Origin of the sequence: Nocardia jiangsuensis (assembly GCF_042650385.1) — a bacterium.
GTDB classification, from domain to species: Bacteria; Actinomycetota; Actinomycetes; order Mycobacteriales; family Mycobacteriaceae; genus Nocardia; species Nocardia jiangsuensis.
On the sequence record NZ_JBHSAX010000014.1, the window covers coordinates 913,951 to 929,593 of the forward strand.

Below are 15,643 nucleotides of genomic sequence, written 5' to 3' on the forward strand. Positions count from 1 at the left end.
GAAAACCCTACCCCGGCCCCTGCCGATACTGCTGCGCCGCAACATAACCGAAGTCATCGGCCACCATCGCGGCCAACTCGAGCAGCGCACGCCGAGTCGGCTTGGAGACCAGCTCCAAATCGATCTCGGCCCCTTCGGCGAGGTGGTCGTCGAAGGGGACGACCTGGACGGCGCGCGTGCGGTCGAGGAAGAGGCGGCGGAGCTGGTCGAGGTCGACGGTGGAGGCGCCGCGGCGGGAGGCGTTGACGACGACGACCGTGCGCTCGACGAGTTTGCTGTGCCCGTGATGGTCCAGCCAGTCGAGGGTGGCGGAGGCGCTGCGGGCACCGTCGATGGCGGGGGAGGTGACGAGGACGAGGGAGCTGGCCATGTCGAGGACGCCCGCCATGGCGGAGTGCATGAGGCCGGTGCCGCAGTCGGTGAGGATGATGTTGTAGAAGGACTGCAGGATGCCGATGGCCTTGCGGTAGTCGGCTTCGCTGAACGCCTCGGAGACGGCCGGGTCCTGTTCGCTGGCGAGCACTTCGAGGCGGCTCGGGGCCTGCGAGGTGTGCGCCCTGACGTCCGAGTAGCGGGTGATGTGCTGATCTTCGAGCAGGTTGCGCACGGTGGAGCGGGTCTGCCGCGGTACCCGGTGCGCGAGCGTGCCGAGGTCGGGGTTGGCGTCGATGGCGATCACCCGGTCGCCGCGCATGGAGGCGAAGGTGGAGCCGAGGCCGACGGTGGTCGTGGTCTTGCCGACGCCGCCCTTGAGCGAGAGGATCGCGATCCGGTAGTCGCCGCGGACCGGCTGGTTCACCCGGTCGAAGAGTTCGCGGTAGACCAGGTCGGCGGAGGATTCGCCGGGGTTGATCATGCCGCCGGAGGCCTTGTGCACGGCCCGGCGCCACCCGCTGCGCGGTGCGCGGCGGGCCCGCTTGAGCAGGTTGAGGTCGTTCACCGAGTGGCCGGGCTGCCCGGGGGCCAGCATGTGCTGCGGCTGGAACGGCTGCGGGTTGCCCTGCTGCCAGCCGGGGCCGAAGCCGGGGCCGCCGGGGCCGCCGGGGCCCTGCTGCGGCGGGGGGCCGGGGGGTACGCCGTACCCCTGCGGGCCGGGGCCGCCGGGCATGCCGGGCGGCGGCCCGGGCTGCGGCGGCAGCGGTGGCTGCTGGTAGGAGGGCTGCTGCGGGGGCGGCGGCGGCGCCCAGCTGTAGATCGGCCCGCTCGCCGACTCCGGCCCGCCGGGACCCGGTCCGGCGCCGGGATTCTCGGGCTGGATGGGGTGCGCACCGCTGTTCTGCGGCTGGGCGAACTGCCCGGAGTTGTACGGACCAGCGGACTGCGGCGGGGCGAAACCGTCGGCCCCGCCGGGACCTTCGGGGAAACCGGTGGGCGAGAAGCCACCCGGACGCTCGCCACCGAACCCGGACGGCTGCGCCGCGAACCCACTCTGCGGCTCCGCACCGAAACCGCCGGGCGATTCCGCGCCCGACCCCGGACGCTCGGCATTGAAACCGCCGGACGAATCCGGCCCGAACCCCGGACGCTCCGCACTGAAACCACCCGACGCCTCGCCCGACGCCTCCGCACCCGATTCCGGCGCACCCGCCGAATCATCCTGCGCCCGACGCGCTCCGGCGTCGCCATCGGCATCGCCCGAATCCGCGGGCCCGCTCTGCAGCCAGGGCGGCGAAGTCGGATTGTGGTCGTTCGTGGTCACAGTTCCCCCATCTGCTCGGTTTCTCGAGCAGAGAGCTCGGCCTGATTGCGAATCCACGCTAGCACGGGGGAGATGGCCCCGCGCCCCGGTGCCGAGCCATCCCCAGCCCTGGCGACACGTCGATGAACAGCAGGTGACGACGCGAAACGGGTACGGCTCCGGCGACCGGAACCGCACCCGCTCACACCGGGCTCAGTGCGCCCGGTTCACCGCGGAGACGACGGCCCGCAGCGAGGCGGTGGTGATCGAGGTGGCGATCCCGACGCCCCACAGCACCTTGTCGCCGACGGCGACCTCGACGTAGGCGGCGGCCTGCGCGTCGTCACCGGCGGACATGGCGTGCTCGGAGTAGTCCAGCACCTCCACGTCGTAGCCGATCCCGGCCAGCGCGTCGACGAAGGCGGCCAGCGGGCCGTTGCCGGTGCCGCTGATCTCCTGCTCGACCCCGTCCACCTTGACCACCGCGGAGATGGCGTCGGTGCCGCCGTCGGTCTCGGACGCGGTCACCTTCTGCCTGATCCGCTCCAGCGGTCGGATCGGGCTCAGGTACTCGGAGTGGAAGACGTCCCACATCTCCTTCGGGGTGACCTCGCCGCCCTCGCCGTCGGTGATCTTCTGGATCGCCTGGGAGAACTCGATCTGCAGCCGCCGGGGCAGCTTCAGCCCGTGGTCGGTCTTCATGATGTAGGCGACGCCGCCCTTGCCGGACTGCGAGTTCACCCGGATCACGGCCTCGTAGGTGCGGCCGACGTCCTTGGGGTCGATCGGCAGGTACGGCACCTCCCAGGTCAGGTCGTCGACGTCGGTGTCGGCGGCGTCCGCGGCCACCTTCATGGCGTCCAGCCCCTTGTTGATGGCGTCCTGGTGGCTGCCGGAGAACGCCGTGTAGACCAGGTCGCCGCCGTACGGGTGCCGCTCGTGCACCGGCAGCTGGTTGCAGTACTCGACGGTGCGCCGGATCTCGTCGATGTCGGAGAAGTTGACCTGCGGGTCGATGCCGCGGGAGAACATGTTCATCCCCAGCGTCACCAAGCAGACGTTGCCGGTGCGCTCGCCGTTGCCGAACAGGCAGCCCTCGATGCGGTCGGCCCCGGCCTGGTAGCCCAGTTCGGCGGCGGCCACGGCGGTGCCGCGGTCGTTGTGCGGGTGCAGCGAGAGCACGATCGCGTCGCGGCGGGCCAGGTTGCGGCTCATCCACTCGATGGAGTCGGCGTAGACGTTCGGCGTCGCCATCTCGACGGTGGCGGGCAGGTTGATGATCAGCGGCTTCGCCGGCGTCGGCGCGATGATCGCGGAGACGGCGTCGCAGACGTCGAGCGCGTACTCCAGCTCGGTGCCGGTGTAGGACTCCGGGCTGTACTCGTAGCGCCAGGCGGTGTCCGGGTAGCGCTGCTCGATCTCCAGGCACAGCGCGGCGGCGTCGGTGGCGATCTTCTTCACGGCCTCGCGATCGGCGCGGAAGACCACCCGGCGCTGCAGGATCGAGGTCGAGTTGTAGAAGTGCACGATCACGTTGCCCGCGCCCGCGCAGGCCTCGAAGGTGCGCTCGATCAGCTCGGGGCGGCACTGGGTCAGCACCTGGATGGTGACGTCGTCCGGGATGGCGCCGTCGGTGATGATCTCGCGCACGAAGTCGAAGTCGGTCTGGCTGGCGGCCGGGAAGCCGACCTCGATCTCCTTGTAGCCCATCCGCACCAGCAGGTCGAACATGCGGCGCTTGCGGGCCGGGCTCATCGGGTCGATCAGGGCCTGGTTGCCGTCGCGCAGGTCGACGGCGCACCAGCCGGGGGCGACGTCGATGACCCGGTCCGGCCAGGTGCGGTCCGGCAGCGTGATCGGCTGGACCTCCTCGGCGTACGGCCGGTACCGGAAGGACGGCATGGCGGAGTTCTGCTGCCGGTTCCAGCCTGGCTGGTCGGCGGGGGCCGGCTTGGCGGGCGCGGTGATGGTGCGCGTACCGGATACGAATGCATCAGCGGGGGACATGGAATTTTCTCCGTGGGTGTGGTGGATCCCTGTCAAGGGCGACCGACGCGGCAGAACCCCGCGGCGGGAGCCGGTCCGTTCAGACCCCGCCGCGGCGACCGAGAAGAAGAGCCCGCTGCATGATGACCGCGAGTTTACCGCGTCGGGGTGGAGCAGCCAAAGGAGGTCCCGTCTCCGGGTCGTCCCGGCTCGAGGCTAGCGTTCGAGCCGGAGGGAAGGAACGCCGCATGACACCGCTGGAAATGCTCGCCGTGCTGGTCGCGGGGATGGCCGCCGGGACCATCAACACGGTGGTCGGCTCCGGCACCCTGATCACCTTCCCGGTGCTGCTCGCCTTCGGGTTGCCGCCGGTGACGGCGAATGTCTCGAACACCATCGGGCTGGTGCCCGGCTCGATCAGCGGGGTCATCGGCTATCGCAGGGAACTGGCCGGGCAGGGCGGGCGGCTGGCCCGGCTCGGGGTCGCCTCGCTGGTCGGCGGGCTGGTCGGGGCGGTGCTGCTGCTGCGGCTGCCGGAGGGCGCGTTCACCGCGATCGTGCCGGTGCTGATCATCCTGGCGCTGATCCTGGTGGTGGTGCAGCCGCGGCTCTCCCGGTGGGTGGCGCGCAGGCGCGAGCGCGACGACAGCGCGGCGCCGGAGCACGGCGGGCCGGTGCTCTTCGCTGCGGTCTGCGCCACCGGCGTCTACGGCGGGTACTTCGGCGCGGCACAGGGCGTGTTGCTCATGGGGCTGCTCGGGGTCTTCGTGCACGACGACCTGCAGCGGCTGAACGCGGTGAAGAACGTGCTCGCGCTGATCGTGAACGCGGTCGCCGCGGTGTTCTTCCTCGTGGTCGCGGAGGTGTCGTGGCAGGCGGTGGCGCTGATCGCGGTCGGTTCGATCGTCGGCGGGCAGATCGGGGCGAAGGCCGGGCGGCGGTTGCCGCCCGCGGTGCTGCGCGGGGTGATCGTGGTGGTCGGGCTGGTCGCGGTCGCCCGCTTGCTGCTCGGCTGATCCGCCGAACTCGCCGAAGGCCGCGACCGGCTCGTCGGTTGACGCAGCGGGCTGGTCGCCCATGCCCGCGGCCGGTAACCTTCGCTGCGCCCGAGGACGCAGGAGGTGGCCGGGTGGACAGACGCGCCTTTCTGAAGGCGACCGGGGCGGTGGCGCTCGGCGCGGCCGCGAGCGGCGCGCTCGCGGCCGCCCCGGCGACCGCGGACCCGGTCTGGGACGGCCTGTTCCAGGAGTGGGTTCCGGAGCTCTTCGCCCCGCTGCCCGACGCCCCCGAGCACTCCGAGGCGCTGGTCATCGGCTCCGGGTTCGGCGCCGCCGTCACCGCGCTGCGGCTGGCCGAGGCGGGCGTCGCCACCACCGTGCTGGAGCGCGGCTCGCGCTGGCCGAACGATCCGAAGCGGGAGATCTTCACCGGCGACGACCTGCCGGACGGCCGCGGCTTCTGGCACCGCACCACCTTCACCGGGGTCACCAAGGTGCCGATGCAGTTCGCCTCCTTCGGCGGCGTGCTGGACTGCACCGAGTACCCGGGCATCGACGTCTGGCGGGCGGCCGCGGTCGGCGGCGGCTCGGTGATCTTCACCGGCGTCATGATCGCGCCGGAGCGCCGCTTCTTCGACGAGGTCTTCCGCGGCGCGGTCGAGTACGGCGAGCTGGACCGGGTCTACTTCCCCCGGGTGCGCCGGATGCTGCGGCTGAGCCCGATGCCGGCCGACATCTACGGCTCCTCCCCGTTCACGCACTCCCGCGCCTGGGACGACCAGGTGCGCAAGGCCGGCTACCAGCCGCAGGCCAACGACTCCATCTTCAACTGGGACGTGCTCCGCGCCGAGCTGAACGGCAGCTCCAAGCCCTCGGCCACGGTGGCGCGGAGCAACCTCGGCAACTCCAACGGCGCCAAGTTCGACCTGAACCAGAACTACCTGAAGGACGCCGAGGCCACCGGCAACTGCGGGATCTTCCCCGGCCACCGGGTGGATTCGATCGGGCGCGACGGCAGCCGCTACACCGTCGAGCTGACCAAACTCGACCCCACCGGCGCCGTGCTCGCCACCCGCACCGTCACCGCGGACAAGCTCTTCCTCGGCGCCGGCTCGATCGGCAGCACCGAGCTGCTGGTCCGCGCCCAGGCCACCGGCGCGCTGCCGAACCTGAACGAGCACGTCGGCGACGGCTGGGGCACCAACGGCGACGTCGTGCTCGCCCGCGGCGCGAGCTCGCTGGCCGGGCTCGGCCAGGGTGTGCCGAGCGCGAGCCGCATCCTGGACGAGAGCGCGGTCCCGCTCACCCTGGAGAGCTGGTACATCCCCGGCATCCCGTTCGAGACCGGTGCCCTCGCCTCGCTCGGCATGGTGCTCGACCCGGCGCGCACCCGGCTCGGCTACGACGCCGCTACCGGCCGGGTCGGGCTCACCTGGTCGCAGCGGAACCGGGACGACGTGGTCGCCGCGGCCCGCGCCGTGGACCGGAGGATCGCCGAGCGGGCGGGCGCCATGGTCGAGTACAGCGCGCTCGGCTACGACGCCAATGCCCTGTTCACCGCCCATCCGCTGGGCGGCGCGGTGCTCGGGAAGGCGACCGATGGCTACGGCCGGGTGGCAGGCCACCCGGGGCTGTATGTCATGGACGGCGCGGTCATCCCGGGCAGCACCGGAACGGTGAACCCGTCGCTGACCATCAGCGCGCTGGCCGAACGCAATATCGAGGAGATCATCCGCGCCGGACGCTGAGGCGCGGATTACTCTCGGCGACAACGTTGTCGAAGGGAAATGACGTGTCCGCTGGCATTCCCGATCCGGTTCCGCAGGAACCGGAGGACTATCCGCGCAAGCCGCCCGCGCTCTGGACCGATCTCGCCATGCTGGTGCTGGCGATCGTCTCGGTGGTGCTCGTCGTCTGGATCACCTTCTTCCCGGTGACCCCGGAGACGCATCGGGTGATCGTGATCCTGGATGTGAGCATCTGCGCGATCTTCGCCGTCGAATTCCTCTGGCGCTGGCACCGCGCGGGCTGGCCGTGGACCTTCCCCTTCGTCTACTGGTACGAAGTGCTCGGCATGATTCCGGTGACCAGCCCGTTCTTCCGCGCCTTCCGGCTGCTGCGGATCGTGGTGGTGCTGGTCCGGCTGGCCAGGGTGGCCGACCGCGCCTTCGGCGACCGGGTGACCGCGGCGGTGCTGAACCGCTTCGTGCGCACCATCGTCGAGGTGATCAAGAAGCCGATCACCATGGCGGTGCTGGACGAGGTGGCCTGCGCGCTGCGCACCGGGCACTACACCCGCAATATCGCGGCCGCGCTGGAGGAGAACCGCGCCGAGCTGGACGAGATGATCGTCGACCTGATCAAGAACGACCCGCAGACCCGCCGGGTGCGCTACGTCCCGTTCCACGACGACGTCATCCGGCTGATCGCCGACACCACCTTCCGGCTCACCTTCCAGGTGCTGGCCGACCCGCGCACCGACGAGCTGGTGGCCGACATGATCCGGGAGAACGTGGACCAGATCCGCCGCGCGCTCGCCGACGGCGTGAAGGTGGAGCCGTCGGCCTACGGGCCGACCGCCGCCGAGTACTCGGTGCGGCACAAGACCTCGCACCTGTAGCGGTCAGGCCGGGGAGCCGTGCCGCAGCTGCTCCCGCGGGTCGGCGAAGCGCACCGTCTCGTACCCGATCAGCGCGAACAGCACCGCGCAGAGCAGGCCGAGCGAGACCAGCGCTGGCAGCGCGGTGGCGACCGGGGTGAGCGCGAGGAGCAGCACCACCGCGACCGCGCGCTGCGTGCCGAACTCCCCGGTGGCGTAGTGCTTGGCGCCGATCAGCCCGACCAGGAAGAGCACCACGCCGCCGTAGAGGCAGTAGAGCGGGGCGCCGTACAGGGCGTCGTGCAGCGTGTGGTGCGAGGCGTCGCCGACGTAGTAGAGCACCTTCTTCAGCCCGAGCGAGAGCGCGATGATGCCGACGATCATCGGGAAGTGCCAGAAGGTGTACGAGTTGCGCGCGATCTGGATCTGCCGCTCGCCGGTGGCGTGCTTCAGCTCGTGCTCGACCGCGATCGCCGCCACGTCGAAGTAGGCCCACCAGAGCAGCCCGGAGATGGCGAGGCCGAGCAGCGCGGCCAGCGTGATCGGCCAGGAGATGGGCAGCGCGCGGACCCCGATCCCGATCGAGACGATGGACTCGCCCAGCGCGACGATGATGATCAGGCCGTAGCGCTCGGCGAAGTGGCCGGCCGAGTTGATCCGCCAGCCGTTGCCCGCGATCAGCGTCCACAGGTAGTCGCCCGCGATGGCGGCGAACCAGAGCGCGATCTGCACCGTGCCGTGCGTGGTCGCGGCGACCAGCAGCAGCGTGGTGCCGATGGTGATCGAGCCGAGCGCCCAGCGCACCACCTGGGTGCGCAGCTGCGAGTCGCCGGCGCTGCACAGCCAGAACATGAGCAGGTGCACCAGCCGCACCACCAGGTAGGCGATGGCGAAGACCAGCGGCCCGTACCAGCCGCCGGGCAGGTCGTTGAAGGCCTCCGGGATGGTGAGCGCCGCGATGAAGGCGCCGCCCATCGCCACGAACATGGCCACCCGCATGATGCCCTCGTCGGCCCTGACCACATTGCCGAGCCACGAGTAGGCGATCCACACCCACCACATGAGCGCGAGCACCAGCAGCGCGCGGACCAGGTTCTTCGCGCTGGGGTCGTCGGCGGCGAGGTCGGTCACCACCGTGAAGGCGAAGACGAGCACGAGATCGAAGAAGAGTTCGAGCTGGGTGACCGAGGACCCCTCGCTCATCGGCTGCAGCCGCAGCCGCTTGGCACCTGTCATGCCGGACATCGTCGCACCGACGGCGCTCAGACGGCGGTCTCTACCTCCGGAAATCGCTCCGCGAACTCGGCGAAGCGGAGGACCACCTCCTCCTGCGCGCGCTTGTTCTGGCGGTGCACGAGGAAGCCGGGCAGGGGGAACGGGAGCTGCTGCTCGACGTGCTGCCAGACCTCGGTGCCGTCCGGGCCGGGCGTCACCTCGTACCAGCCGCGGCCGCGGACGCCGCGGGTGCTGTCCGCGACCTCCCAGGAGCAGCGGCCCGGTGTCCAGCTGTACTCCAGCACCTGGATATCGGAGCCGCCGGGGAGCTCGGCGGTGACGAATACCCGGGCGGGCCGATCGTGCGGATCCCTGGTCGCCACCCGGACGTCGCTGTACGTCGCCGACCACTCGGGTAGCAGCTCGACCGCGGCCAGCGCGGCCATCACCTGCTCGGGATCGGCGTCCACGACGATACGGACATCAGTCTTGGTTCTCATGCCATTCCTCCGCCCGCGGGGGTACCTCTGAGGCCGATTGTCACCAAACCGTGACACCGCGTCAATACCGGGGCGAAGTCGCACTATTGCGACCTCGGAGCAGCTCAAGGTCGGTTTTCAGCCGTGGGAAGGGGCTCCGGGTCACCGAATCGACTGCCTGGCAAGCCTTCAGCTTCCGGGTGGGATCACCAGGAGCCGCTCGACGGCGGCCGCGACGAGTGCGCGGCTCTGCTCCTCGGAGAAGACGTCGGGAAGGGTGAGCCGGTCCACGATCAACCAGTTCAGCGCCAGATAGAGCAGGAGAACGGTGGTCTCGTCGCCGGGCATGCCCGCTTCCAGGTGGGTGCGCACGTTGTAGCCGATATCCGCGCGCACCCGCTCGGTGAGCAGCCTCCGCAACTCCGGCCTGCGGGTGGCCTCCAGCCGGAGTTCGAGCAGGGCGAGGTAGCCGCTCCGGAAGGCCTCGATCCGGTCGACGACGGTCTGCATCAGCCGGGTGACGGTGGCCCGGTCCTTGGGGTCCTCGACGAGCGGGCGGAGGACCTCGGGGCCCGGCGTGAGCCGCTCGTAGAACCGGCTGCCCGCCTGGGTGAGCAGGTCGTCGCGGTCGGTGAAGTAGTTGGAGGCGGTGCCGGCCGGCACCGCGGCCCTGCGGTCGACCGCGCGGAAGGTCAGCCCGCGCGCGCCGTCGTCGGCGAGCACCTCGAGCGCCGCGTCCAGCAGCGCGCCCCTGCGCTCGGGATTGGTCCGCATATTGACACCACTCCATCTGTAGTACTACGGTTGAACCACTTCAATCAGAGTACTACGAACGGTGGGTTCCCGTGCGCGAGCTGGTCGGCTGGTTCACCCGGGCCTGAGCCCGCAACAGTAAGGAGCACCCATGCCCGAACTCGTCTACTTCGTCGGCGTCTCGCTGGACGGCTACATCGCGGGTCCCGCCGGCGAGATCGACTTCTTCCCGCTCGGCCCCGACTTCGTCGAGTGGCTCGGCGGCGACTACCCGGAGACGTTGCCCGCGCACGTCCACCCGCACTTCGGCATCGCGCCGGGCACGCCGAACCGGCACTTCGGCAGCGTCGTCATGGGCCGGGCCACCTACCAGCCCGGCCTCGACGCGGGCTTCCCGAGCCCGTACCCGCACCTGACCCAGTACGTCGTCTCGACCACGCTGACGGCGGCACCCGCGCCCGACGTCCGCGTGGTCACCGACCCGGGAGCGCTGGTCCGGGAGCTGAAGGCGAACGAGGAGCGCGACATCTGGCTGGCAGGCGGCGGCAGGCTGGCCGCCGCACTGCTGGACGAGGTCGACTCCCTGGTGATCAAGCGCTACCCGGTGCTGGCCGGTGCGGGCATCCCGGTCTTCGCGGGGGAGTTCCGGCCGACGCGGTGGGCGCCGGTGCGCCGGCGGTCCTTCGAGAACGGCACGCAGGTGAGCACCTTCCGCCGCGCGGGCTAACCGCGCAGGAGGGAGAGCCGCACCTGCCGCTCCGGGTTGTCCACGTTCAGGTCGACGAAGGCGATGGACTGCCAGGTGCCGAGCTGCAGCGCGCCGCCGATGACGGGGACGGTGGCGTACGGCGGGATCAGCGCGGGCGCGACGTGCGAGCGGCCGTGCCCGCGGCTGCCGTGCGCGTGCCGCCAGCGGTCGTCGGCGGGCAACAGGTCGCGCAGCGCGGCGAGCAGGTCGTCGTCGCTGCCCGCGCCGAGTTCGATGATCGCGATCCCGGCCGTCGCGTGCGGCACGAAGACGTGCAGCAGGCCGTCGCCGCCCTGCTCGCGGGCGAACTCCGCGCACCGCGGGGTGAGGTCGAAGACCACTTCCCTGCGGCCGGTGGTCACGTCGAGGGTGATGCTCTCCATGCGTGCGACGCTCCTTCCCGGGTGCGCGATACCCCGCCGGACATTCGCTATTCGAATTGCTGCACAGCTGTGTGGTTTTCCACAGGACCCGGAGGTGGCAGCCGGAACGGCGGGGTCCGGCCGGTACCCTTGGAGCCTGTTACCTGCACGTTGCCGACCATGGAGGACCCTGCTGTGGCTCTCGTAGTTCAGAAGTACGGAGGATCCTCGGTGGCCACCGCCGAGCGTATCCGGCGCGTCGCTGAACGGATCGTCGAGACCAAGAAGCAGGGGCACGACGTCGTGGTGGTCTGCTCCGCCATGGGCGACACGACCGACGAACTCCTCGACCTGGCGCAGCAGGTCTCGCCGTCGCCGCCGGTGCGCGAGATGGACATGCTGCTCACCGCGGGCGAGCGCATCTCGAACGCGCTCGTCGCCATGGCCATCCACTCGCTCGGCGCCGAGGCCAGGTCGTTCACCGGCTCGCAGGCCGGGGTGATCACCACCGGCGCGCACGGCAAGGCCAAGATCATCGACGTCACGCCCGGCCGGCTCAGGGAGGCGCTGGACGAGGGCACGATCGTGCTCGTCGCCGGCTTCCAGGGCGTCAGCCAGGACAGCAGGGACGTGACCACGCTCGGCCGCGGCGGGTCGGACACCACCGCCGTCGCGCTGGCCGCGGCGCTGGAGGCCGACGTCTGCGAGATCTACACCGACGTGGACGGCATCTTCACCGCCGATCCGCGCATCGTCGCCGACGCGCAGAAGCTGGACCAGATCTCCTACGAGGAGATGCTGGAGATGGCGGCCTGCGGGTCGAAGGTTCTGATGCTGCGCTGCGTCGAGTACGCGCGCCGCTACAACGTGCCCGTGCACGTCCGCTCGTCCTACACCGACAAGCAGGGCACCTACGTCTACGGATCGATGGAGGACATCCCCTTGGAGCAAGCAATCCTCACGGGCGTCGCGCACGACCGCAGCGAGGCCAAGGTGACCGTCGTCGGGCTACCGGACGAGCCGGGGTACGCCGCGAAGGTGTTCCGCGCGGTCGCCGACGCCGAGATCAATATCGACATGGTGCTGCAGAACATCTCCAAGATCGAGACGGGCAAGACCGACATCACCTTCACGCTGCCGAAGGACGACGGCTCGCGGGCGGTCGAGTTCCTGACCAAGCGGCAGGGCGAGATCGGCTTCTCCCAGGTGCTGTACGACGACCACATCGGCAAGGTGTCGCTGGTCGGGGCCGGTATGAAGAGCCACCCCGGCGTCACCGCGACCTTCTGCGAGGCGCTCGCCGAGGCCGGCGTGAACATCGACCTCATCTCCACCTCGGAGATCCGGATCTCGGTGCTGGTCAAGGATTCCGAGCTGGACCACGCGGTACGGGTGCTGCACCGCGCCTTCGATCTCGGCGGCGACGAGGTCGCCGTCGTGCACGCCGGAACGGGGCGATAACCGATGGGTGTTCGCGTAGGAGTCGTCGGTGCGACCGGTCAGGTCGGCGCCGTCATGCGGAAATTGCTCGAGGAACGGGATTTCCCGGCCGACGAGGTGCGGTTCTTCGCCTCCGCCCGCTCGGCGGGGAAGACGCTGCCCTGGCGCGGCGGCGAGATCGTGGTGGAGGACACCGAGGCCGCCGATCCGAGCGGGCTGGATATCGCGCTGTTCTCGGCCGGGGCCACCATGTCCCGGGTGCAGGCGCCGCGGTTCGCGGCGGCAGGCGTCACGGTGATCGACAACTCCTCGGCCTGGCGCAAGGATCCCGAGGTGCCGCTGGTCGTCTCCGAGGTGAACCCGGAGCAGACCCGCAACCTGGCCAAGGGCATCATCGCCAACCCGAACTGCACCACCATGGCCGCCATGCCGGTGCTCAAGCCGCTGCACGACGCGGCCGGGCTGCAGCGCCTCATCGTCTCCAGCTACCAGGCCGTCTCCGGCTCCGGGCTGGCCGGAGTGGAGGAGCTGGCCGGGCAGGTGCGCGCGGTGATCGACGATATCGAGCAGCTGGTGCACGACGGCAGCGCCGTCCGCTTCCCGGCGCCGAACAAGTACGTCGCGCCGATCGCCTTCGACGTCATCCCGCTGGCCGGCTCCCTCGTGGACGACGGCAGCGACGAGACCGACGAGGACCAGAAGCTGCGCAACGAGAGCCGTAAGATCCTCGGCCTGCCGGAGCTGCTGGTCAGCGGCACCTGCGTGCGCGTCCCGGTGTTCACCGGGCACTCGCTGTCGATCAATGCCGAGTTCGCCGAGCCGCTCTCGCCGGAGCGGGCGAGGGAGATCCTCGGCAAGGCGGCCGGGGTGAAGCTGGTCGACGTGCCGACGCCGCTGCAGGCGGCGGGGGCCGACGAGTCGCTGGTCGGCCGGATCCGCCGCGATCCCGGCGTGCCGGACGGCCGCGGCCTCGCGCTCTTCGTCTCCGGTGACAACCTGCGCAAGGGCGCCGCGCTGAACACCATCCAGATCGCCGAAGTGCTGCTGCGGGAGTGCTGAAACGAGGTCGCCCGGCGCGGGCGGTGGCTGCTAGCCTGCGCCGATGGCGACTCCCCATCCCCAGGTCTTCTTCGGTGACCGGCTTGTCCCCGCCGCGGCGGCGACCGTCGGCGTCGCCTCGTCGGCGGTACTGTACGGCCTGAGCGTCTACACCGTCTTCCCGGTGCACCGGAGCGCGGGCACGCGCACCGCATTCCGGCTGGCGGATCATTTCCGCAGGCTGGAGGAGTCCTGCAAGATCATCGGGATCGACCGGTTCGCGCAGGAGTGGGACTACGCGCGCTTCGAGGCGACCGTGCGCGAGCTGATCGGGGCCAACGAACCGCAGGACGAGGTGTTCGTCCGGGCGTCGGTGCACGTGGTGGAGTCCCTGCCGGGCACCCGGGTGCGCGGCACGGCCATCACGGTGAGCATGTTCGTCTACGACGCGGTGCCGATCGTCCCGCAGGACGGCATGCGGCTGAAAGCCAGCCCGTGGCGGCGCATCCCGGACAATGCCATCCCGTCCAGGGCGAAGGTCAACGGCGCCTACGTGAACTCCGTGCTCGCCAAGCAGGACGCCATCGACTCCGGCTACGACGACTGCGTCTTCCTCGACGGCAACGGCCACGTCTGCGAGCTCAGCGCCGCCAATATCTTCCTGGTGCGCGGCGGCACGCTGATCACCCCCGACGTCAGCTGCGACATCCTGGACGGGATCAACCGCCGCACCGTGCTCACCCTGGCCGCCGAGGACGGCATCCCGGTGCTGGAGCGCACCGTCGACCTCACCGAGCTGTACATCGCCGACGAGGTCTTCGTCACCGGCACCTCCGCGGGCGCCGCGCCGGTGCTCGAGGTGGACGGCCGGATCGTTGGCGACGGCAGGCCGGGGCCGATCTCGCAGGCGCTGCGTAAGCGGCACCACGCCGCGCTGCGCACCGACGACGCGCACGGCTGGCTCACCCGCCTCGACTGATCAGCGAATGCCTGGCGTGCGCGGATCGGTGCCGACGCAGGCCAGCACCGCGCACCCGGGCGGCGCGTCCGCGAAGGGCGGCGCGAGGGGGGCGCCGAGGCAGCTCAGCACGTTGCAGCCCGGGTAGGCGGCCGGGCCGATCCCGAAGACGGCGAGCAGCAGCGCGCTGTCGATGAACTCGCCGGGGTCGGTCGTGAGCGGCGGCTCCACGTAGGGGCCCGGGTCCGGCTCGCCGAGCGCGGGCAGCAGCCTGCGGAAGAACTCGTGCGGCAGCTCGGTGGTGTTCTGGATGATGCCGCTCGCCCCGTACCGGCTGACGTTCCCGTACGCGCCGGTCCACACCACCATGAGGTCCAGCTCGGGCAGCACGAAGACGTTCTGCCCGCCGAACCCCGCCATCGTGTACACCCCGGCGGGCAGGAAGTCCGGGGTCTCGGCGCACCCGGGCCCGAGCCAGAAGAGGTAGCCGTAGCACGCATTGGCCGGCGAGGGAGTGCGCGCCGCGTCCAGGTAGGCGGTGGAGACGAGCTGCTTGCCCGCCCAGCGGCCGTTGTTGCGCACCAGCATGCCGATCCGGGCCAGGTCGACCGGCGGGATGAACAGGTGCGCGTAGCCGTAGGTGGTGCCGGATCGGTCGCGCGCCCAGTAGTAGTCGCCGCGCGGGATGCCGATCGGGTCGAAGAGCTCGCGCTGCGCGAACTGCTGCAGCGGCTCGCCGAGCGCGCGCTCGAGCACGAAGGTCAGCAGGTCGACGGTGCGCTGGCTGTAGCTGAAGGTGGTGCCGGGGGAGTGCTCCAGCGGGACGCCGAGCGCCTGCACGGCGCTGTTCGGGTCGATCAGGACGACGCCGGTCAGCCCCTCGGTGATCACCCCGACCCGCATGCCAGAGGTCTCGGTGAGCAGGTTGCGCACGGTGATGCCGCGGTGCGCGGCGTCGCCGAGCCCCGGCGGCAGGTAGCGGTCGATCGGGGCATCCAGCTCGATCAGCCCGCGGTCGAGCGCCATGCCGGTGAGCACCGAGACGACGCTCTTGGTCACGCTCCAGACGTTCCACGGCACGTGCCCGGTCTGCGCGTTCCCCTGCCCCTCGCCGATCAGGCAGTTGTGCCGGAAGACCTGGATGTTCAGCCGGTTGCGGCCGGCGGCGAAGTCGAGCGCCGCGGCCAGCTGCCCGCTGTCCACACCGACGTCCTCCGGTGCGGCGTGCACGAATTCGCGGCCGGACGGCTCCGCGCAGGAAGTCACCGCCGCGGCGCTGCCGACGGCCACGTGGCCCGTCAGTAGCGCGAAGGCAGCGAGCAGTACCAGCCAGGCCGACCGACGAGTCATAACGAAAGGCTAGTCCGGCCGCGGCGGTGTCGAGAACGC

Annotated in this window: 14 protein-coding genes; 7 read left to right on the plus strand and 7 right to left on the minus strand. The window is 70.7% G+C overall.

The genetic code is table 11. The annotated features are described in order from the left end of the window. Positions 1–7 precede the first annotated feature (7 nt). Together ACFO0B_RS18555 and leuA are read right to left on the minus strand one after the other, a co-directional pair. Positions 8–1,699: a nucleotide-binding protein gene (locus ACFO0B_RS18555; protein WP_378613708.1), complete on the minus strand. Its 1,692-nt coding sequence runs from the start codon at positions 1,697–1,699 to the stop codon at positions 8–10. 192 nt (positions 1,700–1,891) lie between these two features. Then, a complete protein-coding gene (gene leuA, locus ACFO0B_RS18560) occupies positions 1,892–3,685 on the minus strand; it encodes a 2-isopropylmalate synthase (RefSeq protein ID WP_378613709.1) in 1,794 nt (597 codons plus the stop codon). A gap of 227 nt (positions 3,686–3,912) precedes the next feature. On the opposite strand from leuA, the gene ACFO0B_RS18565 reads away from it, so the two are divergent. The 3 genes from ACFO0B_RS18565 (at position 3,913) to ACFO0B_RS18575 (ending at position 7,282) form a co-directional block, all read left to right on the plus strand. Continuing rightward, the gene (locus ACFO0B_RS18565) at positions 3,913–4,680 is read left to right on the plus strand and encodes a sulfite exporter TauE/SafE family protein (protein ID WP_378613710.1); all 768 of its coding nucleotides are present in this window, start codon (positions 3,913–3,915) and stop codon (positions 4,678–4,680) included. 113 nt (positions 4,681–4,793) lie between these two features. Continuing rightward, on the plus strand, positions 4,794–6,410 hold the full coding sequence (locus ACFO0B_RS18570; protein ID WP_378613711.1) for a GMC oxidoreductase: 1,617 nt from the start codon (positions 4,794–4,796) through the stop codon (positions 6,408–6,410). A gap of 44 nt (positions 6,411–6,454) precedes the next feature. Further along, positions 6,455–7,282 carry an ion transporter gene (locus ACFO0B_RS18575; protein ID WP_378613712.1) on the plus strand — a complete coding sequence of 276 codons (828 nt, stop codon included), beginning with the start codon at positions 6,455–6,457 and terminating at the stop codon, positions 7,280–7,282. 3 nt (positions 7,283–7,285) lie between these two features. Here ACFO0B_RS18575 and ACFO0B_RS18580 read toward each other — a convergent pair whose 3' ends face one another. The 3 genes from ACFO0B_RS18580 to ACFO0B_RS18590 all read right to left on the minus strand — a co-directional run bounded on the left by ACFO0B_RS18580 (position 7,286) and on the right by ACFO0B_RS18590 (position 9,729). Then, entirely contained in the window at positions 7,286–8,497 is a 1,212-nt protein-coding gene (locus ACFO0B_RS18580; RefSeq protein ID WP_378613713.1) for a low temperature requirement protein A, read from the minus strand. Between the two features lie 26 nt (positions 8,498–8,523). Continuing rightward, the gene (locus ACFO0B_RS18585; RefSeq protein ID WP_378613714.1) at positions 8,524–8,976 is read right to left on the minus strand and encodes an SRPBCC family protein; all 453 of its coding nucleotides are present in this window, start codon (positions 8,974–8,976) and stop codon (positions 8,524–8,526) included. Between the two features lie 168 nt (positions 8,977–9,144). Then, positions 9,145–9,729 carry a TetR/AcrR family transcriptional regulator gene (locus tag ACFO0B_RS18590; RefSeq protein WP_378613715.1) on the minus strand — a complete coding sequence of 195 codons (585 nt, stop codon included), beginning with the start codon at positions 9,727–9,729 and terminating at the stop codon, positions 9,145–9,147. A gap of 130 nt (positions 9,730–9,859) precedes the next feature. On the opposite strand from ACFO0B_RS18590, the gene ACFO0B_RS18595 reads away from it, so the two are divergent. Continuing rightward, positions 9,860–10,435 carry a dihydrofolate reductase family protein gene (locus ACFO0B_RS18595; protein ID WP_378613716.1) on the plus strand — a complete coding sequence of 192 codons (576 nt, stop codon included), beginning with the start codon at positions 9,860–9,862 and terminating at the stop codon, positions 10,433–10,435. Here the strand turns inward: ACFO0B_RS18595 and ACFO0B_RS18600 are convergent. After that, positions 10,432–10,839 (minus strand): YjbQ family protein, encoded by a 408-nt coding sequence (locus ACFO0B_RS18600; protein WP_378613717.1) that lies wholly within the window; start codon positions 10,837–10,839, stop codon positions 10,432–10,434. The two genes, ACFO0B_RS18595 and ACFO0B_RS18600, sit on opposite strands and share 4 nt — an antisense overlap. A gap of 174 nt (positions 10,840–11,013) precedes the next feature. On the opposite strand from ACFO0B_RS18600, the gene ACFO0B_RS18605 reads away from it, so the two are divergent. Genes ACFO0B_RS18605 through ACFO0B_RS18615 form a run of 3 tightly spaced genes read left to right on the plus strand, consistent with a single transcriptional unit; the run spans position 11,014 to position 14,275 of the window. Further along, complete coding sequence (locus tag ACFO0B_RS18605; RefSeq protein ID WP_378613718.1) at positions 11,014–12,279, plus strand: aspartate kinase; 1,266 nt, start codon at positions 11,014–11,016, stop codon at positions 12,277–12,279. A gap of 3 nt (positions 12,280–12,282) precedes the next feature. Then, positions 12,283–13,317 carry an aspartate-semialdehyde dehydrogenase gene (locus ACFO0B_RS18610; protein ID WP_378613719.1) on the plus strand — a complete coding sequence of 345 codons (1,035 nt, stop codon included), beginning with the start codon at positions 12,283–12,285 and terminating at the stop codon, positions 13,315–13,317. Between the two features lie 43 nt (positions 13,318–13,360). Next, a complete protein-coding gene (locus ACFO0B_RS18615) occupies positions 13,361–14,275 on the plus strand; it encodes an aminotransferase class IV (protein WP_378613720.1) in 915 nt (304 codons plus the stop codon). On the opposite strand, the gene ACFO0B_RS18620 is transcribed toward ACFO0B_RS18615, so the two are convergent. After that, positions 14,276–15,604 carry a serine hydrolase domain-containing protein gene (locus tag ACFO0B_RS18620; protein ID WP_378613721.1) on the minus strand — a complete coding sequence of 443 codons (1,329 nt, stop codon included), beginning with the start codon at positions 15,602–15,604 and terminating at the stop codon, positions 14,276–14,278. Positions 15,605–15,643: the final 39 nt, after the last annotated feature.

What these genes read in the sequence shown, in the direction of transcription:
- leuA (WP_378613709.1), bottom strand. Translation starts at nt 3,685, where the DNA reads ATGTCCCCCGCTGATGCATTCGTATCCGGTACGCGCACCATCACCGCG.
- ACFO0B_RS18565 (WP_378613710.1), top strand. Translation starts at nt 3,913, where the DNA reads ATGACACCGCTGGAAATGCTCGCCGTGCTGGTCGCGGGGATGGCCGCC.
- ACFO0B_RS18580 (WP_378613713.1), bottom strand. Translation starts at nt 8,497, where the DNA reads ATGACAGGTGCCAAGCGGCTGCGGCTGCAGCCGATGAGCGAGGGGTCC.
- ACFO0B_RS18585 (WP_378613714.1), bottom strand. Translation starts at nt 8,976, where the DNA reads ATGAGAACCAAGACTGATGTCCGTATCGTCGTGGACGCCGATCCCGAG.
- ACFO0B_RS18590 (WP_378613715.1), bottom strand. Translation starts at nt 9,729, where the DNA reads ATGCGGACCAATCCCGAGCGCAGGGGCGCGCTGCTGGACGCGGCGCTC.
- ACFO0B_RS18595 (WP_378613716.1), top strand. Translation starts at nt 9,860, where the DNA reads ATGCCCGAACTCGTCTACTTCGTCGGCGTCTCGCTGGACGGCTACATC.
- ACFO0B_RS18600 (WP_378613717.1), bottom strand. Translation starts at nt 10,839, where the DNA reads ATGGAGAGCATCACCCTCGACGTGACCACCGGCCGCAGGGAAGTGGTC.
- ACFO0B_RS18610 (WP_378613719.1), top strand. Translation starts at nt 12,283, where the DNA reads ATGGGTGTTCGCGTAGGAGTCGTCGGTGCGACCGGTCAGGTCGGCGCC.
- ACFO0B_RS18615 (WP_378613720.1), top strand. Translation starts at nt 13,361, where the DNA reads ATGGCGACTCCCCATCCCCAGGTCTTCTTCGGTGACCGGCTTGTCCCC.
- ACFO0B_RS18620 (WP_378613721.1), bottom strand. Translation starts at nt 15,604, where the DNA reads ATGACTCGTCGGTCGGCCTGGCTGGTACTGCTCGCTGCCTTCGCGCTA.